Origin of the sequence: Trichormus sp. NMC-1 (assembly GCF_001858025.1) — a bacterium.
In the GTDB taxonomy this organism is placed as follows: Bacteria; Cyanobacteriota; Cyanobacteriia; order Cyanobacteriales; family Nostocaceae; genus Anabaena.
In genome coordinates, this window is sequence record NZ_LZQD01000003.1 from 14,608 (window position 1) to 37,814 (window position 23,207).

The 23,207-nt window shown below is 38.1% G+C and carries 24 protein-coding genes and 1 pseudogene; 13 read left to right on the forward strand and 12 right to left on the reverse strand.

All coding sequences use genetic code 11. From position 1 onward, the window contains the following. Window positions 1-173 precede the first annotated feature (173 nt). The 8 genes from A9Y75_RS11425 to A9Y75_RS11460 all read left to right on the forward strand — a co-directional run bounded on the left by A9Y75_RS11425 (window position 174) and on the right by A9Y75_RS11460 (window position 10,550). Window positions 174-449: a response regulator transcription factor gene (locus A9Y75_RS11425; protein WP_071189698.1), complete on the forward strand. Its 276-nt coding sequence runs from the start codon at window positions 174-176 to the stop codon at window positions 447-449. A gap of 409 nt (window positions 450-858) precedes the next feature. Beyond that, on the forward strand, window positions 859-1,512 hold the full coding sequence (locus A9Y75_RS11430) for a DUF6391 domain-containing protein (RefSeq protein ID WP_071189699.1): 654 nt from the start codon (window positions 859-861) through the stop codon (window positions 1,510-1,512). 152 nt (window positions 1,513-1,664) lie between these two features. Further along, window positions 1,665-2,660 carry a glycosyltransferase gene (locus A9Y75_RS11435; protein WP_071189700.1) on the forward strand — a complete coding sequence of 332 codons (996 nt, stop codon included), beginning with the start codon at window positions 1,665-1,667 and terminating at the stop codon, window positions 2,658-2,660. 255 nt (window positions 2,661-2,915) lie between these two features. After that, window positions 2,916-3,998, forward strand: a complete 1,083-nt coding sequence (rfbB, locus tag A9Y75_RS11440; RefSeq protein ID WP_071189701.1) for a dTDP-glucose 4,6-dehydratase — start codon at window positions 2,916-2,918, stop codon at window positions 3,996-3,998. 422 nt (window positions 3,999-4,420) lie between these two features. Then, window positions 4,421-5,674: a DUF4912 domain-containing protein gene (locus A9Y75_RS11445; protein ID WP_071189702.1), complete on the forward strand. Its 1,254-nt coding sequence runs from the start codon at window positions 4,421-4,423 to the stop codon at window positions 5,672-5,674. A 628-nt stretch (window positions 5,675-6,302) separates the two neighbouring features. Then, entirely contained in the window at window positions 6,303-8,024 is a 1,722-nt protein-coding gene (locus tag A9Y75_RS11450) for an EAL domain-containing protein (RefSeq protein ID WP_071189703.1), read from the forward strand. Between the two features lie 481 nt (window positions 8,025-8,505). Then, window positions 8,506-9,219, forward strand: coding sequence for a response regulator (locus tag A9Y75_RS11455; protein WP_071189704.1), 714 nt, complete (start codon window positions 8,506-8,508; stop codon window positions 9,217-9,219). A gap of 476 nt (window positions 9,220-9,695) precedes the next feature. Beyond that, window positions 9,696-10,550, forward strand: coding sequence for a phosphodiester glycosidase family protein (locus tag A9Y75_RS11460; RefSeq protein WP_236721382.1), 855 nt, complete (start codon window positions 9,696-9,698; stop codon window positions 10,548-10,550). An 11-nt stretch (window positions 10,551-10,561) separates the two neighbouring features. Here A9Y75_RS11460 and A9Y75_RS11465 read toward each other — a convergent pair whose 3' ends face one another. From A9Y75_RS11465 to A9Y75_RS11490, 6 genes are all read right to left on the reverse strand, one after another. Beyond that, complete coding sequence (locus tag A9Y75_RS11465) at window positions 10,562-11,017, reverse strand: DUF29 domain-containing protein (RefSeq protein WP_071189706.1); 456 nt, start codon at window positions 11,015-11,017, stop codon at window positions 10,562-10,564. Window positions 11,018-11,270: 253 nt separating this feature from the next. After that, window positions 11,271-12,140 carry a polyphosphate kinase 2 family protein gene (locus A9Y75_RS11470; protein WP_071189707.1) on the reverse strand — a complete coding sequence of 290 codons (870 nt, stop codon included), beginning with the start codon at window positions 12,138-12,140 and terminating at the stop codon, window positions 11,271-11,273. Between the two features lie 341 nt (window positions 12,141-12,481). Then, window positions 12,482-13,039, reverse strand: a complete 558-nt coding sequence (locus A9Y75_RS11475) for a peroxiredoxin (RefSeq protein WP_016952434.1) — start codon at window positions 13,037-13,039, stop codon at window positions 12,482-12,484. 63 nt (window positions 13,040-13,102) lie between these two features. Next, window positions 13,103-13,351, reverse strand: a complete 249-nt coding sequence (locus A9Y75_RS11480; protein WP_071189708.1) for a regulatory protein SipA — start codon at window positions 13,349-13,351, stop codon at window positions 13,103-13,105. A 65-nt stretch (window positions 13,352-13,416) separates the two neighbouring features. Beyond that, window positions 13,417-14,208: an SDR family oxidoreductase gene (locus A9Y75_RS11485; RefSeq protein ID WP_071189709.1), complete on the reverse strand. Its 792-nt coding sequence runs from the start codon at window positions 14,206-14,208 to the stop codon at window positions 13,417-13,419. 228 nt (window positions 14,209-14,436) lie between these two features. After that, complete coding sequence (locus A9Y75_RS11490; protein WP_071189710.1) at window positions 14,437-15,246, reverse strand: hypothetical protein; 810 nt, start codon at window positions 15,244-15,246, stop codon at window positions 14,437-14,439. Window positions 15,247-15,330: 84 nt separating this feature from the next. Here A9Y75_RS11490 and murG point away from each other — a divergent pair, with 84 nt between their 5' ends. Further along, the gene (gene murG / locus A9Y75_RS11495; RefSeq protein ID WP_071189711.1) at window positions 15,331-16,404 is read left to right on the forward strand and encodes an undecaprenyldiphospho-muramoylpentapeptide beta-N-acetylglucosaminyltransferase; all 1,074 of its coding nucleotides are present in this window, start codon (window positions 15,331-15,333) and stop codon (window positions 16,402-16,404) included. A 307-nt stretch (window positions 16,405-16,711) separates the two neighbouring features. On the opposite strand, the gene A9Y75_RS11500 is transcribed toward murG, so the two are convergent. Both A9Y75_RS11500 and A9Y75_RS11505 read right to left on the reverse strand, forming a co-directional pair. Then, window positions 16,712-17,146, reverse strand: a complete 435-nt coding sequence (locus tag A9Y75_RS11500; RefSeq protein WP_177176182.1) for an EVE domain-containing protein — start codon at window positions 17,144-17,146, stop codon at window positions 16,712-16,714. A 101-nt stretch (window positions 17,147-17,247) separates the two neighbouring features. Further along, complete coding sequence (locus A9Y75_RS11505; RefSeq protein WP_071190119.1) at window positions 17,248-17,709, reverse strand: DUF1499 domain-containing protein; 462 nt, start codon at window positions 17,707-17,709, stop codon at window positions 17,248-17,250. 384 nt (window positions 17,710-18,093) lie between these two features. On the opposite strand from A9Y75_RS11505, the gene A9Y75_RS11510 reads away from it, so the two are divergent. Together A9Y75_RS11510 and A9Y75_RS11515 are read left to right on the forward strand one after the other, a co-directional pair. Next, window positions 18,094-18,567 carry a hypothetical protein gene (locus A9Y75_RS11510; RefSeq protein ID WP_071189713.1) on the forward strand — a complete coding sequence of 158 codons (474 nt, stop codon included), beginning with the start codon at window positions 18,094-18,096 and terminating at the stop codon, window positions 18,565-18,567. Window positions 18,568-18,678: 111 nt separating this feature from the next. Beyond that, on the forward strand, window positions 18,679-18,906 hold the full coding sequence (locus A9Y75_RS11515; RefSeq protein ID WP_071189714.1) for a DUF6737 family protein: 228 nt from the start codon (window positions 18,679-18,681) through the stop codon (window positions 18,904-18,906). A 435-nt stretch (window positions 18,907-19,341) separates the two neighbouring features. Here A9Y75_RS11515 and A9Y75_RS11520 read toward each other — a convergent pair whose 3' ends face one another. Beyond that, entirely contained in the window at window positions 19,342-19,920 is a 579-nt protein-coding gene (locus A9Y75_RS11520) for a thioredoxin family protein (RefSeq protein ID WP_071189715.1), read from the reverse strand. A 63-nt stretch (window positions 19,921-19,983) separates the two neighbouring features. Here A9Y75_RS11520 and A9Y75_RS11525 point away from each other — a divergent pair, with 63 nt between their 5' ends. Continuing rightward, window positions 19,984-20,388, forward strand: coding sequence for an NIL domain-containing protein (locus A9Y75_RS11525; protein ID WP_071189716.1), 405 nt, complete (start codon window positions 19,984-19,986; stop codon window positions 20,386-20,388). A gap of 251 nt (window positions 20,389-20,639) precedes the next feature. Next, window positions 20,640-21,608, forward strand: coding sequence for a CHAD domain-containing protein (locus A9Y75_RS11530; protein ID WP_071189717.1), 969 nt, complete (start codon window positions 20,640-20,642; stop codon window positions 21,606-21,608). Between the two features lie 41 nt (window positions 21,609-21,649). Here the strand turns inward: A9Y75_RS11530 and A9Y75_RS11535 are convergent, their stop codons facing one another. The 3 genes and pseudogenes from A9Y75_RS11535 to A9Y75_RS11545 all read right to left on the reverse strand — a co-directional run. Further along, complete coding sequence (locus tag A9Y75_RS11535; protein ID WP_071189718.1) at window positions 21,650-22,282, reverse strand: hypothetical protein; 633 nt, start codon at window positions 22,280-22,282, stop codon at window positions 21,650-21,652. A 155-nt stretch (window positions 22,283-22,437) separates the two neighbouring features. After that, window positions 22,438-22,827 carry a hypothetical protein gene (locus A9Y75_RS11540; RefSeq protein ID WP_071189719.1) on the reverse strand — a complete coding sequence of 130 codons (390 nt, stop codon included), beginning with the start codon at window positions 22,825-22,827 and terminating at the stop codon, window positions 22,438-22,440. 85 nt (window positions 22,828-22,912) lie between these two features. After that, a pseudogene (locus tag A9Y75_RS11545) lies at window positions 22,913-23,207 on the reverse strand (hypothetical protein); the annotation flags it as partial.

Consider the following 23,207-nt stretch of genomic DNA (forward strand, 5'->3'; position numbering starts at 1 on the left):
CGTAAGCCATAGGTCTGCGAAGCGTCTCCTGACTCCTGACTCCTGCTATAAAATCCAAAGAAAATATTGACTTTGGTATTAGTAGGAACATTTGTAATGCCTAGCTCTGAGAGAATCTTTTAGAATTAGAAATAGTGATTGAGTACATATACCAAGAGAGGAATAAATAAGTCATGGCTGCTAGTGAGTCTCAGACCCCTGTTAGTCTGTCAGACAGAGAACTGCAAATTATCGACTTAGTGGCCGCTGGCTTAACTAACCAAGAAATTGCAGCCAAACTGGAAATCAGCAAACGTACAGTTGATAACCATATCAGCAACATTCTCACCAAAACCAAGACCGATAACCGCGTCGCTTTGGTTCGCTGGGCTTTGCAATGGGGAAAAGTATGCTTGAACGATGTCAATTGCTGTACTCTTCCCAATCATAACGATGGAACCGTTGGTTAGTTGATTGCTATTACTCCTATCTGGTATGCTGAAAAGTCAATTTTGAGGTTTACTGATTGTTCTCCTCATCACTCTTATTTTTCAGTGTGAACCTCTACCACAAGTTCCGCAACTTTCACTTAGCGGGAGTTGACGCTAAGGAATCAACTTTCTTTTCAGTATCGGAACCTGTATATCATCATTCCTCTTACAATTCAGCAAAACAGATAATTGAGGCAAGGCTCAAGGAATCAATAGACTTTTACAATAAGTCAGGCAAGGCGTAAGGGGAAAAGGGTATAATTTTACTTTACTCTTTTCCCCAAACCTTCATCTTTTTCAATAAATTATCCACAAAAATTAGCAACAATTTAGTTCTACAAGCGCTACATTGGAAAGAAATCTATGTTGCTCTATCAGCTTGGGGAAAATGAATATTACTGCTTCTTTTCCAGACGGCTCATCTCCCTTTAACTTCTTTAACCTTGACTTTATAGCACCATCTCCCAAGCAAGATGCTGAATTACTCAAACAGCTATCTTTTCTTCCTGGGTTACAAGAAATTCTCATGCTGCGTCAGGTTCACGCCCTAGAACACGCTACTGTTTGGGTTCTCAGCGAAACTAAAAGTGCTTGTTCTCCTCCAGGAAAGCCGACAAATGTGCAATTGGATAACGAATTATTAGGCGGTTTGTCTACAGAACATGGATTTTACCTTTATGGTAATGTGAATATCAGTCATTTGCGGCGTGCGGTAACACTAGCCCAACATCGCCTCACCAGTGGAGAATGGGATTTAGCTGTGCATCCCCGTTGCGGTACAAATTTATCTGTAGCAATGCTATTAACTGCTGGGCTAGCTGTAAGTGTGCATTTATTGCTACCATTTCGACCAATTGAACAACTCATAGGTTTAGGTTTAGCAGCGACAACAGCATCTGAACTTGCACCCGATTTAGGTTCCATAGCTCAACGTTATTTAACAACAGCTATCCCCTTTAATCTAGAGACTGAAAATATTATCCAAACACGTGATGCTTGGGGACGTGAATCACATTTTGTCAAAGTCAAATGGTGTGAGTAAGCAGGTTGGCGTTAAAAGTTGTCGTTATGACAAGGCAGAAGAAAAGAGGTTTTTGAGCAACTTTACTTTTAGTTACATGGTACTCTTCGAGAAGCCGCTGCGCGTCTACGGTTTTTTTGTGCCTTTCTACTTAAATACCTATTAATTATCTAATGAGAAAACTTTACTTTTTAGTACCAGGAACAGATAGAAAATTTGCCTGTGGTGGTCTTTGGGCAGAGTTAAAAACAGTTAATTTAGCTCGACAAATTTGTAGTGCGGAAGTTGTCACTTATCGTCAACGCGAACAAGGTCAGCTTTTTCTGGATGATCTGCTCAAAGAGAATAACTTAAATGATGTTATTTTTGTGATTAGCTGGGGATTTGATATTGCTAAATTAGCGCCTAAACTGCAAAAATACAATGTGGTTTATCATGCTCACACTGCGGGTTATAATTTCAATCTACCGTCAGATATTCCCATCATTACAGTTAGCCGTAACACGATGGGATATTGGGGACAAAAATCACCTAATTCTTTAATTTATTATTTACCTAATCAAATCGCTGATGAATTTACAAATTTGCATCTTGAGCGAGATATTGATGTTTTAGTTCAAACTCGAAAATCTTCTGAGTATTTAATCAAAGAATTAATTCCCGCATTGCAGCAAAAATGCAAAGTCTTTGTCGTTGATTCTTATATCGAAGATTTACCGGGATTATTCAAACGAGCAAAAATTTATCTTTACGACTCCGCTGAATATTGGGCGCAACAAGGCGTTAGTGAAGGTTTTGGTTTACAGCCTATGGAAGCCTTCGCTTGTGGTTGTCAAGTTTTTTCTAGTGTGAACGGCGGACTTTCTGATTATTTAGATCCTGGATTTAATTGCTATAAAATTGCTGGTTATTCTTTAGAATATGATGTACAAAAAATTTTAAAGTCTTTAAAATCTCCAGTTTCCTTAACTTTATCAACAGAGGTTTTATCACAGTACCGAACTGAGAATATTATTCAGCGATTTACAGTAATTTTAGCAGAAATAAATGAGTTTTTTGACCACAAAAGCCATTACTCAACAAAGATTAAAAATTTAACAAGATTACGTTTAACAAAACTATTTATCCAAAGAGTATATAGTAAAGTGAAAAAGAAATTTTTTAAATAAAAAATAATTCAACTAATGTATAAATGTTACGGGCAATGTTTATACACAACAGAAGAAATCCAACAGAGAAAAAGAATGTTGAAATAATTCGTAATTCGTCATTACAACGGATTCCTTTGTTATAAGGTACATCATAGCCCCCTCATCGCTTGCTCTTAGGGGGTTGGGGGTGGGGTTCTTGTACCTCATGACACTGGGAAGTGCTGTAAACAAGAATTTAAATCCAAAATCTAAAATCCAAAATCTAAAATTTTTATGAGTCGTCGTTTACTAGTGACTGGGGGTGCGGGGTTTATTGGTGCGAATTTTGTACATCACTGGTGTCGGGTTTATCCAAATGACCGTGTAGTGGTTTTGGATGCTCTAACCTATGCTGGAAATCTCCCCAATTTGAAGTTAGTTCAGGAACAAGAGAATTTTCGCTTTGTCCTGGGAAATATTGGCGATGCTTCTCTTGTTAATAAAATTTTAGTAGAAGAAAATATTGATACCATAGCTCATTTCGCTGCTGAATCTCATGTAGATCGTTCAATTCTTGCTCCTGGGGATTTTGTACAAACTAATGTAGTGGGAACTTTCACCCTTTTAGAATCCTTCCGTCAATATTGGGAAACAAAAGCAAACCCAGATAATTATCTTTTTCTTCATATTTCTACTGATGAAGTCTATGGTAGTTTATGCCCCAATGACCCGGCTTTCTCGGAAACTACAGCTTATGCTCCTAATAGTCCTTATTCAGCTTCAAAAGCTGGAAGTGATCACTTAGTTCGTGCTTACTACCATACTTATAAATTACCTACAATTATCACTAATTGCTCTAATAATTATGGAGCTTTTCAATTTCCAGAAAAGCTGATTCCTTTAATGTGTATCAATATTTTAATGGGTAAGCCCTTACCAGTTTATGGAGATGGTAAAAATGTGCGAGATTGGCTTTATGTTAATGATAATTGTCGTGCTTTAGATGTAATAATTCATCAAGGAAAACCGGGAGAAAATTACAATATTGGCGGTAATAATGAAGTAGAAAATATCAGTCTTGTAAAAACATTATGCCAAATTATGGACGAGTTAGCACCTGATTTACCAGTGCGTCCATCAGAAAAATTGATTACTTTTGTCAAAGATAGACCAGGACATGACCGACGATATGCAATTAATGCTCATAAGCTGAAAACTGAGCTTGGTTGGAGTCCTTCTGTAACTATTACTGAGGGTTTACGTATCACAGTGCAATGGTATCTCAAAAATCATCATTGGTGGAAACCGCTGCTTTCTGAAGAATATCAAGACTATTATCGGCAAAATTACCGCGATAGTAGGGGCGTATTCCAGTAGAGGCGTATTGCAATACGCCTCTACATCATTAAACTTGGGAATATTAATGTTATGAAATATTGACATAGCTACCCACTCATTCGTCTTTATGTCAGGATTTGATGACATAGTGATCCCCGAAGGACTGATAAATACGTCAAACAGACCAAAAACCGTCTTCACACCCCTTGCTCACTAGGCATGATTACCGGTTAATATCTATTTAACGAAAGCAAACCGCTGATCCCGAAGAAATGCTAATGATGGCAAGACAAGGAATCAAAAGTTTGTGAAACTCAATTTAAAAACAAACTAAAACACTTATAAACTGGGCAAAACCAGAAGTCAGGAATAAGAAATTCATCTGGGATAGGTGACATTTTAACAACCATTCTATAACCCAGGGATATCATTTACCTTTAAAACTACTGGAGGCCAAACTAATGGCAAAAGAACGCCCCCCGCTAGAGGAGATGACATTACGGCAACTTCGTAAAGTTGCAAGTGAATTTGGTGTTTCTCGCTATAGCCGAATGCGTAAATCTCAATTGCTGGCATCTATTCAAGAAATCCAGCGCAACAAAGTTTCGCTTAGTCCATCTCGTTCACTGGAGGCACAGGAAACCGTGGAAGCAGCAAAGTTTGAATTAGGTCAGGAAGATCGTACTGGTGGCTCTCTAGCTGATGTGGATGAGGCACTTGCCGATTTACCAGCAGGTTATGGAGAAAGCCGCATTGTTTTATTACCTCGTGATCCTCAATGGGCTTACACATACTGGGATATTCCCAATGATCACAAAGAAGAACTCCGTCGTCAAGGCGGACAGACCCTAGCACTGCGGATTTATGATGTTACTGATATTAATATCGAGCATCAAAGTCCCCACAGTATCCAGGAATATCCTGCTGATGAACTAGCAAGAGAATGGTATATACCCATTCCTGTGAGCGATCGCGATTATGTCATCGATATCGGTTATCGTACTGCAGATGGTCGTTGGTTAGTATTAGCTCGTTCTGCAAGAGTTCACATTCCTCCCGTCTATCCTTCCGACTGGATTGAAGATGTCTTCATCACCGTAGACTTTGAAGAAGACTTGCGCGGTAAGACTAAGTATGAATTAGTTCCACCCGCGAAGAAAATTGCCACTACTGCTGCTGCTGCTGCTACAAATGGCAACCCCATTTATGACCAAATCTTTGGTTTAGCAGAATCTGCGGAAGCACAACGGGTAGCCGGTTCTATATTCGGTTCCATGCAGCACGTAGTCGGTTCTGTACGCCCAGAACAAGCTATCAGTTCCTACGTCTTCCCATCTGGTGTGGGTATGTGGGCAGTTCCTACCGTGTCTGGTTTAACCATGTCCGGTGTAGGTATGTCTGGTGTAGGCTTCTCTGCTTCCGCAGTACCTGTACGTCCTCGTCAGTTCTGGTTAATTGCTGACGCTGAATTGATTGTATATGGTGCAACTGAACCAGATGCGAATGTAACTATTGGTGGTCGTCCAATTAAGCTGAATCCAGATGGTACATTCCGTTTCCAAATGTCCTTCCAAGATGGTGTAATTGATTACCCAATTTTAGCTGTTGCTGCTGATGGTGAACAAAGCCGTTCAATTCACATGAAGTTTGAGCGGGAAACACCTTCTCGCAATACCAATACCAAGGAAGAAGCTGTTCTGGAATGGCTTTCGTAATTTTAGGATTTCACATTGAATTTTACATTACGCCATAACTGCAATTTTTAATAATCCCCGCTATAGTCATCCTGTAGCGGGTTTTTTGATGTGATGATCATCCGCCAAGGTGGTTTCCTTTATCATATGAATGCCTTAATGTTTTACCGTTTATTGCTATGATATCTCCTGCTGTAATTTTATTTATCGAAGGCAGGAGTTAGGGGGCAGCTTTGCTGGAGGAAAACTGACCCCTAAGGTAAGCTGCGACCACAGGGAGCAAGGGTTTAACTAATTACTAATTCATAATTCGTAATTTTTGGGTTTAATTCCCCATCGAATAATTAGGTTGTATTAACTACAAATCTTTCCTCAATAATTCACAATTTTTTGACGTTTATCTGTTAAATCATTTGCTTATGTCCATTCATGATGATCAAGTGTACAGATTTAAACATCAGTAATATTTAAGCACTTAAGTATATCTACGTCAATAATCTGCTCATTCGACAGTATAATCACCATTATTAAGAGTGAACTATTCCTCATTTATCACGAAGCGCAAATAACTCGTAATTGCTCATAATAAGGCAATAAGATTGACTAACTCAGCAATCTGAATTTTTACCCTTAGTTTTCCCCAATTTATATGAATACGATTCTGATTATTGAAGATGAGTCTCAAATACGAGAAAACATTCAAGAAATTCTTGACCTAGAGGGGTTTGTTACCATCACCGCAGAAGATGGATGGCTGGGGATAAAAATGGCTCAACAACATCAGCCAAATCTGATTATTTGTGATCTGATGATGCCACGGTTAGATGGATATGGAGTGATTAAAGCATTGCGTCAACAGCCAGTGACTGCGGAAATTCCCTTAATTTTTCTGACTGCAAAAGCAGAACACCATGATTTGCGTCAAGCAATGGAACTGGGTGCAGACGACTATTTAACTAAACCTTTTGAACCCAATGAACTCCTCCGGGTAATTTCGGTTCAACTAGAAAAACGCCAAATAGTTACTCAACGCTACAAAGGTCAGATTAAGCAGATGGAAAATCAGATCAATTATCTAGCGCGTCATGATAGCTTAACTGGTTTACCCAATCAATTCTTCTTAGAAGAGTATTTCAATCAAACTCGTCTTCAAGCTTACAATCAGGGTAAATTTTTGCCCTTATTACTGATGGATATAGATATTCTCTACCGAACTAGATTATGCTTTGACCCAAGTTTAAGGAACTTGTTACTTAAAACTGTAGGCGAACGATTAAATCAGCTAAACTTTCCCAATCTGATTATTGACTTAATTGCTTACTTAAAAACTGACCAACTAGCACTATTGTTAAAACCAGTTCAAGACAGTAAAGTAGCTGCTGGTATTGCTGAACAAATTTTGGATAGTCTATCACAACCCTTAATTATCAATAATCAAGAAATTTCTGTTCAAGCTAAAATTGGCATTGCTTGTTATCCCAATGATGCACTGCAACTAGGAGAACTATTGACTCATGCAGAAGTTACCCTAGAGCATTATAAACAAGAAAATAAAACTTCCTATCATTTTTACAATCAAGAAATACTCGATATTGTCTTTAGGAAAGTCATTTTAGAATCTGACTTTTGGCAGGCTCTTGAAAGAAATGAATTTCAGCTTTACTATCAACCTCAAATCAATATCAAGACTAAAAAAATTGTCGGTGTGGAAGCATTAATCCGTTGGCTACACCCAGAATATGGAATGATTTCTCCAGCAGAATTTATTCCTATGGCTGAAGAATCAGGCTTTATTATTCCCTTGGGAGAATGGATTATAAAAACGGCTTGTTCGCAATTGCAAAATTTACAACTAGAAGGATTGGGTAATTTTAATGTAGCTGTCAATATATCAGCTTATCAGTTTAGACAAGAAAATTTTATTCAACACATTAATGAGATAATGACCAGCACAAATTTCAATCTGAATCTATTAGAATTAGAACTAACAGAAACTGTATTTGTTCAAGATATTGAAGTAGTAAAAAGAAAAATGAATGAGTTAAAAAATCATGGCATTAAACTATCAATTGATGATTTTGGTACAGGGTATTCATCGTTTAAATATCTGCAAGAATTTTCTTTTAATCACTTAAAAATAGATCGGTATTTCATTAGCAATATTGATAAATTAGAAAATAAGCAATCAATTGTTAAAAGTATAATTCAGTTAGCAGATAGCTTAAATATAAATATCATTGCCGAAGGTGTAGAAACCAATGAAGAGCTAAATTGGCTCAAACAAAATCATTGTTCTATAATCCAAGGATATTTTTTCAGTCGTCCTTTAGGAATAGAAGACTTGAAGATTTTTTTACTAGCCAACAACTAAAAAGCTCTAAAAAAACCTATTTATTATCACGAAAAAAAGGAAAATCAAATGGAAAACATTTTAATTATTGAAGATGAAGCTCAAATCAGAAATAATCTCCAAAGAAGTTGAAATTAAGATTTATGGGTTGACAAAAAGTTGTAAATAGCGAATTAGGAATGGGGACAGACTTTATTGTGACAATTCCCTTACAATCCGTGATTTGTTTGTAGGAATTCGCTGATAATTATGTTAGATAAATCTATATAGTAATTCTCCTTCGTATGCGAGACCTCTGACCTCTCTCCAAACCCTAGGAACCCGATCTCGCTTTGGAGCTTTCCTCCCCTCTAAACTTCTCTGCTGCAAAGCGAGGTAAGAAGCTTTGAGGCTTGCTCCCCTTTCCTGCCTTTGGGATGATCCGCAAATGTAGGGAATTAAGTTGGGGTTAGGTCTGTATTGGATTCAACTGCAAACCACTATCTTATGATGCTTCTTAGTTATGAGCTTAATACTAGTAATTGAAGATGAAACTCAAATTCGGCTAAATCTTCAAGAAATTTTAGAACTAGGGGATTTCTCCGTTATTACCGCCGCAGACGGCACAATCGGCTTACAGTTAGCTAAAAGCAAAAATCCTGATTTGATTATCTGTGACATTATGATGCCAGGGTTAAATGGCTATGAAGTGTTACAAGAACTGCGACAAGATCCTCAATCTGCTGATATCCCCCTAATTTTTCTCACAGCTAAAATCGGACGTAATGATTTGCGTCAAGGAATGGGTCTAGGGGCTGATGATTACATTACCAAACCTTTTGAGCCTTTTGAAATCTTACAAGCAGTAACAGCACGTTTAGAAAGACATTCAATTTCAAATCAGGCATATCTGAAAGAATCTCATAAGTCAGAAACACTCCAACAAGAAATAAAGAAGAATCGGACTGAATTGCAAAACTCCCAGCAACTAGCACAAATCAGAGGTAATGTCTTAGGGAAATTATCTGAGGAATTACGCAATCCGCTTTCTAGTATTAATATGGCAATTCATATGCTCAAACAGGCTAAGAATGAAGAAGATCGGGAGAAATATCTGTCAATTTTAAAAGAAGCATACACACAAGAAATTGAAATATTGAAAGAGGTTGATAGCTTGCAGCAATTACTGACTGCTGAAAATACAAAGTTGCTCCGAAATTACAAATTACTGCGATAAGTAGTAAGACTGAATAAAAGAAAAGTTAGTAGTAAGGGATAAAGCCCTATCAAACCTAGCAAGAGAGCGATAAATCGCTAAGAAGACCTAGTGAAAAACTCTTTAGAATTCCAAGAACAAGTAAATCGTTTCTCCACAACGTCATACTCTTCCATGAATGCAATTTGGGGAATCAACTATATCCCCTGATTTTAAAAAGAAAGGTACAAATTAATCTCCGCATAAGAGCGTCCGTTGATTTGTATCTAGCTTAAAGTGAAACGGCATGAAGGGGCGGGATTATATCGATTTGTTGGACTTAAACATAATTCCCGCTATAGTAATTCTGTAGCGTTTTTTTTCATGATATGTACTTCAAAAAATTAAATTTAAGACTTCTCTCCAAACCTCTCTCCTGCGAGAAAAGAAGTTTTAACTTACCTTTCTCTTTATTTATTGCAACAATTGCCGCAGGTTTATTATCAGGTTGTCAGGATATGGTAGTTAGTTCAGCACCAAAACCATCCACTAATTGTCCTGGTAATAATTCTCAGTTTAGTATTGAATTTTTTAAGACTAATAATCAAGGTGAAAGATACACCAAAGGTATCAATCATGTAATTCTTTTTAATCCTAAATCCCCAGATTTAGATTTTAAAGTTAATGTGGGTTTGGCTCATAAAATATATGCTAAAGATAGTAGAGGAAATTTTCGTAAAGAATTCATACCCAAACAGTTTGGTCAACTAATTGCGGATGAAAACTCTAAATTAAATGGTAAATCACCAATTGCAGCTATTAATGCTGACTATATAGATACTGTGAATAAACCCCAAGGTTTAAATATTTCTCGTGGGGTAGAGTATTCAGGTGTATTTAAAAATAAACGTTCTTCCTTTGGGATATCAGGTGGAAATCCAAGGGAACGTAGAGCTACTATTGATACTGGGAGAAGAGGAGCTAATTCTCTTAATTATAATTTGGTGGGAGGTAACGGCAGATTTTATAGTCAAGGTAAGTTTAAAGATATTTGTAAAGCCTTGGGTGAATTTGCTTGTAAAGGTGCAACTAATCGCTCTATGGCTGCGATTACAAGTAAAGGTTATGTAATTCTGTTAGTCAATGATGCAAAAGCTAATTCTAGTATGGAAATTTCTGCTAATAATAAAGAGTTGCTACCCAGTCAGTTTGATGATGTGTTAACAGGAATTGCTAGAAAGAATTGTTTAGGAAGAATTCAAGAAGGGATTTTATTTGATGGAGGAATGTCTCCGGGATTGTATTACAACAAGAAAATCTATTTGGAAAACTTTGGGCCTATTGGTTCAGCGTTTTTGATTTATAAGAAGTGATGTCTTTAAAGTTAGGGGATAAAATCTGCATTGAGAATATCAACTAAAGAGAAGAGTGAATCTTCGGGGAATAATTCTGAGTCAAGTTGATATTTTCTGAGGGTATCATTTCTAGCATCTGCATAACAGTCTAGAAATACATCATTTAAGACAGATTTCAAACTGGGACTATCTGCCAGAGTATAAGCTATTTGTCGTCTTTGCTCAACAACCGTATTGCGCCAACCTCTGGCATTATCATCTTTCTCTTCTGTCGAATATTGCAGTTTTAATAAATGTTCAATTAAGACTATTAAGCGAGTTTTTAATTCTTTCTTTTCACTCCGCCCCATGCTATCAATTTCTTCAATCAAATTATCAATATCTAATTGTTCTAGTTTACCTTCCTGCAATAGTTTAACAGTGGTTTGTATCCATAAGTAAAAATCTTGTTCATATAATGTTTTGTTAGTATCACTAGTCAGCATAATAATTTCTCCTGACTCGATAGGATGATGATTACATTATATAATGAATTAACTAATCAGCAAAGACGATTCCCAGACCTAACGGTTCAGCACTTGCGCTATCGCACTCTCATCTAAGTAGGTGGGCGTTAAAAATTGTCGTTGGGGCAAGGGAACAGGGAACAGGAAGAGAGCTTTGGGCGATTTTACTTTTCTTCACATACCTTTAAATTTTTCTGTTAACCTACTTACAAGCAATGAAAACTGCGGTCAGTTAATCTTCGCTTTCCAACATTTTCTTAGCTTCCAAAAGTCGCTGTTTATGCTCTTCACTAAGAGTTGGATATTGTAAATTTAATTCTTGTAATTTTTTACAGATAATATCAGCGACTATCAACCTTGTAAACCATTTACGATCAGCAGGAATAATATACCAAGGTGCAAATTCAGTGCTAGTGTGATTAAAAACTTCTTCATAAGCAAGCATATAATCATCCCAAAAAGCACGTTCTTTTACATCACTAGCTGAAAATTTCCAATGTTTTTCTGGTGATTGAATTCTATCTAAAAATCGTTTTTTCTGTTCTTTTTTTGAGACATTCAGAAAAAATTTGAGAACAATAATTCCATTATTTACTAAATATTTTTCAAAATTATTGATTTCTTCAAAACGCTGTTGCCATATATGTTTACCTTGAGGAATACAGTGAAGTTGTTGTTTTTCTAGCATTTCTCGATGTACGCGCACTATTAGTACTTCTTCATAGTATGAACGGTTAAATATGCCAATTCGTCCCCGTTCTGGTAAAGCCTTGGTTGTTCGCCATAAATAATCATGGTCTAATTCTTCTGCACTTGGTGCTTTGAAACTAAAAACCTGACATCCTTGGGGATTAATACCAGACATTACGTGTTTAATGGTGCTATCTTTACCAGCAGCATCCATTGCTTGAAAAATAATCAGCAAGGCATAGGTGTTTTGAGCATAAAGAATATCTTGATAATTAGCTAATTGTTGAACACCTGCTGTTAATTTTATGTTGGCATCGACTTTTTCTTCAGAGGATGTTTGATAACTTGGGTTATAGTCATTTTTTAAAGAAATCTTTGTACCTGGTGGAACTATAAAAGGATCATGATTCATTGGAAATATTACCTGGGGAGTTGGGGATAGGGAGACGCGGGGATAGGGAGACGGGGGGACGCGGGGACGCGGGGACGCGGAGAGAATTAAGAATTACCAATTATTCATAAAAAAGAGGTGATCACTTCAGAGGAAATAGAGAATACAGAGGAGATAAATGTTGATACAGCAGGTTGCGTAGTTAGGAGGTACAAAATCTAAATTGAAACCTATACACAAAGCCAGTTTTACTCCTGACTCCTGTACGGGCGTATTGCAATACGCCCCTTCTGACTCCTGAATTCTACTGTAAATTCAACTAACTTTTAATCCCTCTGTGTTTTAACTTTTTGAAATTTGAATTAAGAAGCGGCTGACTGTAGTTTTTCCAGTCGCGCTAAAACTTCTGCACTGTGAATGTTTGGGTTGACTTTCACAAAAGTATCACGGAGAACACCCTGAGGATCAATGATAAAACTGTGGCGCATAGATACATAGCCTATCCAAGAACCGTAAGTTTTACTGACTGCGCCGTTAGTATCAGCTAATAAAGGAAATTTTAACCCTTCTGAGTCACAAAATTCGGCGTGGGAATCAATGTCATCTGCACTAACACCGATAATTTCCGCATTTTTTTCTATGTATTTGGGCAAATCTTGCTGAAAACGACGTGCTTCGATTGTGCAGCCAGATGTGAAATCTTTAGGATAAAAATACAGAACTACCCATTTACCACGCAAGTCAGAGAGGGAAATTTTACCCTCTCCTGTATTGGTGGGTAATGTAAACTCTGGCGCTGGTTGGTTAATTGTCGGTAGTTTACCACCTAAAGCATGAGCAGTGGGGGTGAAGTTTAACCAACTCATCAAGGACAAACAAGCGGCAAATAAGATGCTGATAAAAGTGCGGCGGGAAATCATTGTGTAAACCTGAATAATAACTCTGAATAATAACTTATGTTAAGTTATCATCCTTAATAGCTGCTATTCTGATTCGGGTTGAGATTCAGGAAGTTGTTCTGTACTTTCAATGTATTGGCTATCTATGAGAAAGGCTCCCTGTCCAAAGCGCACGCCCCAATATCCTCCAGGACGGCGGTCAAGGACTATACCTTCTTCGCCTATGTTAATGACGTTAGGAGGGCGTAACATAGGCATTGGGTCAGCGGTTTTGACGTAGGGTGGTAGTGCTACGACACGGACTTTACTACCGATAGGAAATTCTGGGGACATTTTAAGATGGTGGAGAATGTGCAGGAATTCCTAATTTTTAGCAGGGATTTGCCCAATTAGGTTATTTAGATGCGTCGATTGACTAAAGTTGCACTAGCTTGGTCAACGGGCATGAGTATGACTTCGTTAATATTAACGTGGGGCGATCGCGTGGCACAGAAAAATATGACATCAGCGACATCATCAGGAGTAAGGGGAGTAAGTCCCTGATAAACTTTTTTAGCCCGTTCTATATCACCATGAAAACGGACTTCGCTAAATTCTGTTTCCACCATTCCCGGATCAACAGATGTTACACGGATGGGAGTTCCTAATAAATCTTGTTTCAAACCTTCGGAAATGGCTTTAACTGCGGCTTTTGTCCCACAGTAGACGTTACCACCGGGATAAGTTTGATGTCCGGCAATAGAACCAAGGTTAATTACATGACCACGATTACGAGCAACCATACCGGGAACTACGTAGCGGGTGAGGTAGAGTAAGCCTTTGATATTAGTATCAATCATTTCTTCCCAGTCTTGGATATCGCCTTCATGGAGTTTATCTAATCCGCGACTTAAACCAGCGTTGTTGATTAAGATGTCAATATTTGACCAATCTGGGGGTAAATTAGAGATAGTGGATTCGACTGATGAGCGATGCCCTTGGCTGGCTACGCCTACGCACACATCTAGTTGCAATAAATAGATTTTGTCAGTTGGTAAATTTAAGGTTTTAGCAAATTCTTGTAAGCGATCGTACCGTCGAGCGGCTAAAATCAGTTTTGCACCTGCATTAGCGAAGATTTTGGCGCAAGCTGCACCAATTCCGCTACTTGCACCTGTGATGAATACGATTTGATTTTCTAGAGAAAGCATTTTCAATATTGTTGTTGTATATGTTTTTTTGTATCACGCTCCAGACGCAGAGGCGCTCCAGAGGAATCTCAAAATATGAAAAAATGTTGTAAATAGTCAAGAATCATTAATGATCAATAGACATCGACCGAATTTAAATATGCGTTTTCCAGAACCCTTGTAGAGACGTTCCATGGAACGTCTCTACATTCTTTTTTGGAGATGACCAATGACTAATTGACTAAGTTATTACTTTTTCACCACTAAACGCTGAGTAATCATTGTCATGCCATCATTACGCAGAATTACTGCGGAAATCCATTGATTACCAGGAGTAGATGGTGCGCGTCCGATTTTAAACAGTCCACCAGCGCTCAGTAATTCTAAATTTATCGATGTAGGGTTGAGATATTTGTTTGGTTGGATAGTTTCTTCTAGCGCACTTCCGAGAAGGAAATCATTACCCAATGGTTCTTGGACAATAGCATCAAAGTTATATTGCTGACCAACTTTTACCTGTTGTGGTAGGTTAATTTCTATTTGGGGTGGTTTGCTACCAGAGGTCAATTGAGTGCGTTCTGATAAAATGTCTTGGCGCAGGATTTTTGTACCAGTCAGACGCTGACGTGAAGTAATCGTAGCGTTGAGAGCTAGATTACTACTATTAGAAGAGGGTAAACCTGTGATGTTAGTGACAGTTTCTGCAATAATGCTATTGCCTTCAGATTTCCAAGATTGCAGACGTGTGCTGTAGCGTAATTGGGGATACCGCTTCCAGAAAGATGTTAAAGCTTGTTCCATCGTTTGGCGGTTTAAACCATCGCCATGAGTGAAATTAGGGCTGTAAAATTGCATTACTCCTTTAATATCACCCCGACTAGCAGCTGTATCAATTTGTGTCAACAGGTTTTTCAGTGATGCGGGTGCATTATCGGGTGTAGCGGCTTGAGCAAATGGTCCAGTACTGCTGAAACCCAGTGTTAGTAGGAACGAAAGCAGAGAAATGCTGCTAGTAACTTTTTTGTTGCGTTTCATTAACAAGGCAATATTGTTAGTCATTAGTAATAGTTTACTGATTTGATTAGAGAATGTAAGGAATTTGTTTTATCTTAGTTAAGCTAGGCGCTAAATGGTATGGCTTGAATGGCAAACGCACCCATAAAATTATTAATAGCTGCTAGTGGGACTGGTGGACATTTGTTTCCAGCGATCGCACTGGCACAAAAACTGCCAGACTATGATATTGAATGGCTGGGTGTCCCCAACCGACTAGAAACTCAGCTTGTTCCAGACCAATATCCTTTGAATACGATCGCAGTTGAAGGGTTTCAGCAAGGTTTTGGCTTTTCCTCACTGCGAATTTTGGTTAAGCTTCTCAGTTCAATTCTCAAAGTCAGACGCATTCTCAAACAGGGGAATTTTCAAGGATTGTTTACCACGGGTGGTTATATTGCTGGCCCTGCGGTAATTGCGGCTCGTTCTTTGGGTTTACCCGTCGTTTTCCATGAATCTAACGCTTTACCGGGTAAAGTCACTCGCTTTTTTGGCCCTTGGTGTAGTGCAGTAGCGGTGGGATTTGATGTTGCTGCTAAATATTTACCCCGTTCCCAAAATGTTTGTGTGGGTACTCCTGTGCGTTCTCAATTCCTAGAAGAGGAAATAGATAATACTCTAGATTTACCAATTCCTGACGGTGTACCTCTAATTGTCGTTTTTGGGGGTAGTCAGGGTGCGGTAGCTGTGAATAAATTGGTGCGTCAGTCTGCTCAAGCTTGGTTTGACGCTGGTGCTTATGTAGTACATTTAACAGGCGATAAAGATCCAGAAGCAGCAAGTTTGCAACATCCCCAGTATATAGAGTTACCTTTTTATGACAATATGGCTCCCTTATTGCGCCGTGCTAATTTAGCTATTAGTCGCTCTGGCGCTGGGAGTTTAACAGAATTAGGAGTCTGTGGTACACCAGCAATTTTGATACCTTATCCCTTTGCAGCAGAAGATCATCAATCTTATAATGCTGCGGTTTTTACTGATGTTGGTGCAGCTTTAACCTTTAAACAGTCAGAGTTGACACCGGAAATATTACAAAAGCGAGTTTTGGAGTTATTGCAGTCTCCAGCAGAATTGGCGAAGATGGGAGAGAGGGCAAAAGCGATCGCAGTTCCCGATAGTGCTGATAAGTTAGCGGCTTTGGTGCGGGAAATTGTGGAGCAGTAGAAGACATCTGGTGACAAAGATTGTAGAGACGTTCCATGGAACGTCTCTACAAAGGTTCCAGATAACGCATATTTAATTTTCACTCTAAGTAACTTGGCACAATTAAATATAAAACCTCTCTCCAAACCTCTCCCCTACCAGGGGAGAGGCTTTGACTCCCCCTTCCCTGGTAGGGAAGGGGGTTGGGGGGTTAGGTTTGTATTATATTTTTTAACGCCCACTTACTTAGTAGGATCTGACGCACCATAGAAGAGATAAAATCCACAATTCATAAATGCGTAATTCATTACTTTATTAATATCAATTTCTATGCTATATTCTGTATTTTATTAGCTACTGCTGACGATACAGGCATCACCGATAAACGATTTCCTGGTCTTACCAAAAGTAGCTCATCAGAGGTAAATTTTTCTTTGAGTGTTGATAGTGAAATGGGGTTAGAGAAAGTCTCGACAAATTTCACTCCTACTGTTTGCCACCGGGGAGATTCAAGAGTTGATTTAGGGTCATAATATTTACTAGTTGGCTCAAACTGTGTTGGGTCAGCAATACCTATTTTAACTACACGCATTAACCCCACGATACCAGGAGGATTAGTATTAGAATGATAAAAAAAAGCTAAGTCTCCCAACTGCATTTGGCGCAAAAAATTGCGAGCTTGATAATTGCGTACACCGTCCCAAATAGTCTCATGCTGTTGTTGCAAATCAGCAATACTATAAACTTCTGGTTCTGATTTCATGAGCCAATAATTTACTGAATCCATATTTTTGCGGTGATTTGTCTAAAATCGGAAAACATGAGCTATTTGGGAAAGTGCAGTGTTAAGAAAGCAATGCCTAATTATATATTGAAGTCGCGCAAAGCCAGACGAATTTGTTCCATACGTCTGCGATTAACTCCCAGATCCGAATCTCCCACGCGAGATGCTGAACGTATATGAATTACTGACTCATCGGCAGGTAAATAAAATTCTACATCATCCACAAACTTGAAAATACGGCTTTTAGAAAGAGCATGAATGTAATTATCTGTCTGTTCTATAACTTCTGTGCGGGGAACGACAGTTAGAACTTTTAGTAAGATTTCTCTAGCTGTATCATGGTCTAGATGATAGGGAATTGGTTCAATGGTGTGTTTAGCATCAGCATTTTGGCTGACAACACAGTTCGGGGAAGTTGGACAAGAAGCAAGATGTCCTGACTCAATTCCTAAACCAGCAGCCCAACTAACCGCAGGAAGCATGAACATATTTAGGGTTAAGAAGATTGCAAAAATCACACCCTGTAATTTATGTGAAAACATAGTTTTTTTGATCGCTACAATTACAATATTAAGTTTATTACCACTATTTAGCCCCAATAACCAACCAAAAGTTTCCACATAATTTGAAGTTTCAACACTGTTTGATAATAGCCATTTGGTGATTTGCCGTGAATGGGGATCATTACTAGCAAGACAAAAACACCTACCAACATATCCACGATTAGTTATAGGATGGTAAGAGATGGGGATCGCTATTGTCTATCCGGTTTTGTGGCTGAAGCCGGTTAAAAAATATTCGCCAAATCCAACCCATCTCAGTACAACAACATCTACACTCTTGTCAAGACTAGACATGGGGGGTCTAACCCCTGGTATCTTAGTTATACAGGAATAAAAGTTAGATGATTACGGAGGTGCATCACTATGCTTAAGCGTAGCATCAATAAACAATTCAACTATTACCCTCTAATTGCGTCATTCATTCTAGGAGTTGTAGGAGGATATTCAAGCATTGTCAGCATTAGCCATCATCAGGAAAATCAGACTCATAAGAGATTGGCTTATTTACCAACTGTGGCTAAAACAAATAAAGCTACCAAAACAATAGATGCAACAAAAGCCTACAATTTAGTCTGGAATCTCCCACAAGTGCAGCGCAAAGCACGAGAAATTGAAAACCTTTCTAAAGGGAGCATCCGTGTTGCAGCGGTTGTTGATAGTTCTCCTACTGTCAATGCGTCTTTCTATGTAGTTAGAGTGTTTGAGAATCACCCAAATAAAATTACTCATCCAGTTTATTGGTTTCGTGTATCCAGTTCTAGCGGTGTCATTGAGCCTTTAGATTTAGTGGAGAACGAATACATAGCTCTGGAAAAATGGAACGCTGATGGACGCTAAATGTGATCAGGTTGTAGTAGATTAAATTACTACTACCAATCATTTTCTTTTTTAAATTTCAACTCCTTGCATTTGGTTTTTTTTGATAAGAAACTTTTTTAAGTACAAACAATGTCTGAACAAAAGCCTATAAGTCCTTGGAATTATAAACCTTGGTGGTGTCAGCCTTGGTCAATAGTTCTCACAGGTGTAACATTGATTAGCGGTAGCTGGTTAATATTTAAAATTATCTGGCTAACAATTCTTGTTGCTATTCCTTTATTAATTTGGATGGGTTTCTTTTTGTTAATCTGGCCAAAACTGATGATTAGCAGTGGTGTTTTGGAAGATAAAAATTAGGTAATGAGCAATTAATTACTCATTACCCATTACGAATTACGAATTACGAATTACGAATTACGAATTACGAATTACGAATTACGAATTACGAATTACGAATTACGAATTACGAATTACGAATTACGAATTACGAATTACGAATTACGAATTACGAATTACGAATTACGAATTACGAATTACGAATTACGAATTACGAATTACGAATTACGAATTACGAATTACGAATTACGAATTACGAATTACGAATTACGAATTACGAATTACGAATTACGAATTACGAATTACGAATTACGAATTACGAATTACGAATTACGAATTACGAATTACGAATTACGAATTACGAATTACGAATTACGAATTACGAATTACGAATTACGAATTACGAATTACGAATTACGAATTACGAATTACGAATTACGAATTACGAATTACGAATTAATTTACAACTTGGCTACCATGACTACGAGGATCATCTTGACTACCATCAGCTGATACTGGGGCTGAGAATTTGGAAACCTGGCCGCTAACTTGGGCATAGGGAAGGGCAGAACCCGCTACTAAGGCTTCTAAATTGCTGGACATGACGGAACGGGGTATATCGCCAATTGTTTCAGCTATAGCTTCTCCTTGCTGGCCCAAAAACACAAAATGGGGAATGCCATCTACCCGATATTTGAGCATTTCTGGCAACCATTTGGTATTATCTACATTCAGCATGACAAAATTCAGCTTGTCAGCATATTGCTGTTGGAGTTGAGCCATATCTGGAGCCATTTTTTGGCAGACAGTACACCAATCAGCATAAAATTCTACTAGACTGGGTTTATTATTGCTAACTGCGACCTCTAAGGGTGTGGATGCTTGATCTAATTGGGTGAGAGAAACGGAATTTGTCTGGGTTCGCAGTCCTAAAAATAGCGCTGCACTCAGTGCGATCGCTACAATGACTATAATGAAGTTTTTCAAGCGCCCAGCAACAGTAGATTCTGGCTTTACAGGTGTATCTGTACTCATAGGAAATTTATTAAAACTTATTAAACAATATAATTATCTTAGTAGAATTAACAGGAAAATGAAATGAAAAAACGTGTCACTCTTACCTTTCCTAAACGTGCCATTCAAATGCCTGTCACCTATCGACTAGCAAAAGATTTTAACGTTGCTGCTAATATTATCCGCGCTCAAGTTGCTCCTAATCAAATTGGTAAACTGGTAGTAGAACTATTGGGGGATATCGATCAGTTAGATGCAGCGATTGAGTGGATGCGATCGCAACATATTAGTGTTTCCCATAATTTAGGTGAAATTGTGATTGATGAAGATGTATGTGTAGACTGTGGTTTGTGTACTGGGGTTTGTCCAACTGAAGCTTTATCCCTCAACCCAGAGACTTATAAACTCACCTTCACGCGATCGCGTTGCATTGTCTGCGAACAGTGTATTCCCACTTGCCCGGTACAAGCTATCTCTACTAATCTTTAAAACTGCTCAAATCTCCTAATTTAATTTGATAGTTATGAGATGAACATCTCCTCAGATTACCTTATCTCAATACACAATCAATAATTAGTAATTAATGCACATTAATCTTTAAATTTCAAGTATCTATAAATATAGAATATTAATTTTATCAAGTATCAAATATTGTTAAAAAACTCTATAAAAGGATAGATATTAATTTTTCACTAGTGCTATCATGCAAAAACCTGTTAGAAAGTTAATTGTAATTAATTATGAATCCAGACACCACAACAACAATCAAAACTCTAGGAGATTTTGCGTACCAAGCAATTGACAAACACTTTAAAAAAACCGTAAAGTGGGAAAAATCAGTCAAGAAAGATGAAGATCCAGAAGCACTACACCAAATGCGTGTAGGAATGCGTCGTCTACGCACAGCCGTTAGTCGGTTCGGGCTATCTTTAAATTTACCTAAGTCAGTCAGCGACAAAAATATTGGTAAAATTGCCCGGATTCTGGGAAAGCTCCGAGATTTAGACGTGCTAAAAGAGATACTGGAAAACAATTACAAACCACATTTGCTTCCTAAAGAACAAGAATCTCTAAAAATAGCTTTTTCTACTTTAGATAAACAGCGAGAAATTGAAGTTTCTCATGTTCATAAAATCTTCAAAGATGAACTTTACAAAGATTTCAAAAAAGACTTACAGGACTGGTTAGAAAAACCTAGTTATCAACCATTAGCATCTTTGCCAATTCAGCAAGTGTTACCAGATTTATTATTACCTGAAGTGAGTGGATTTTTCTTACATCCAGGGTGGCTGATTGGGACTGAAGTTGCAGACTCAGAAATTGTAGTTCAAACTAACTGGACACCGGAACAACTAGAACAACATCTGAAAACTGAAGGTAAAACTCTGCATAGTTTGCGAAAACAAGCCAAACGTATTCGCTACCAAATGGAGTTATTTACTGATTTATATGGTGAATCTTTCACAGCCAAGATTACAGATGTAAAACATATCCAAGAAAGTTTGGGTATGATGCAAGATAGCGTGGTTTTAAATGAGTGGCTGGCGGATATTTTCAAATCAGAACTCAACAGTCAACTACGGGGTTTAACCACATTATTAGCAGCAAATCGTTACCAATTGTGGCAGCAATGGCAACCACTACAAGAGCAATATCTGAAAGCTGAAACTAGCAATAACTTTCATCTAACAATTTTGCAACCTTTGTAATTCAAATGTAATTCAAAGATTTAGCATTGCTATAAACTTGACTAAGGAATAGATACGCTAATTGGAGCATCAAGAGACAACACAAAAACACTGCTCTGGGCAATTTGAACAATGCGGGTATTTTCAGCAGAACGTAAGCCGGAAACCAATCCTACAGCGCTTCCTAACATTGCCCCCCGGTCAAATTGCTCAGGATCACCTTGGCTTAAAAAGCCTAAAGTACTACCACCAATTCTTCCCCAAATAGAACCATTTTCCACAGCTTTATCATTAGCTCGCTTATGGGTAATAGTAGTACCAGGAATTATTTGACTAGATGCTTTAATGGCAACAATGCGTCCATTAATAACCAAAGATTGAGCCACAATTTTAGCACCTCCCTCAGCAGGTTTAAGAACAATACTAACAGGTGTATTTTCTGGTGCAATCATATTACCTTGACTATCTTTAATTGCACTAGATAAAGGAACTGTGAGTGGATAATCCTTTTTTTGTCCTACATCTACAGTGACAGGAGCAGGAAAAGAGACAATAATTGCTGTATCCTGGGGAATGGTAATCTCTTGACTGACTACTGGAGGTTGGGAAGGAATTGGTTGAGCATTAGCTGGAACTGTGAGAGAAGTCAACAGAGATAAAGAACAAGCAAGACTCAAAAGCATTTGTGTTTTCATAACCGTTTTCCTTTGGTGTGAGTGTCTTTGAGGTTTTCACCCTTCACTCAATCAATAGGTTTGGGGTTATGAGTTTATGCAATCAAGTGATAAAAAATCAGAAAAGATGATTGTCGGCGCTGAAATATTCTGAACACCGTACCTGTTTGTATAGATTAACGATTATGTAACAACCAATTCCAACCAGAACCTTCACGAATTAACCAGTCGTCGTTAAAATCAGAGGGATTTAAAAAATCTGTGGTTTCTGGGGTAATTATTCTCACACCTCGACAATTTCCTTCTATTTCTATGGTGACAGTATTAGGATTCGGTAGCAGTAGACTATCTCTAATCATGCGTCTTCGTCGGTCTATTTCCTGTCGCTGAGTAGGTATACAACGTACTCGCACTGATGAATTTTGATCGGGATTATCTAGTAAATAGGGGAGAATTTGCGAATCACGAATGTGCCGAGAAGGAGTTTGAGCATGAACAACAGATGTGATAGATAAAAATAAGATTGTACTGAGGGTAATAGTTATCCCCCGATTTGAGCTTTTCATTGTGAATTTCTCCTCAAACTAAAATAAGGTGATAGGAGAAAAGTTTTCCCAATCACCCAACACCAATTACTAATTATCAATTACCTTATTTATCCTCTAGCAGTTGATTTACTTGCTGTCCCCGACGACCAGATTTGATTTCATAACGACGGGTGAGGTTGTCTTCAAAGTTCATATCTCTAGCAGCGGCAGAGTTAACAAAAGCATCACAATTCTTGCCTTGAGCTACTGTTGAGGAACTGCTGCTATTTTCTTCTGTGCGGTTGTTGCGTTGGTCGCGGGAGTCACTCTTATTTGTGCTACCTTGACTAGAACCACTACCGCTAACACCAATACCTAAGAAACTGACACCACCACCACCGCCATTATTATGGCTACCA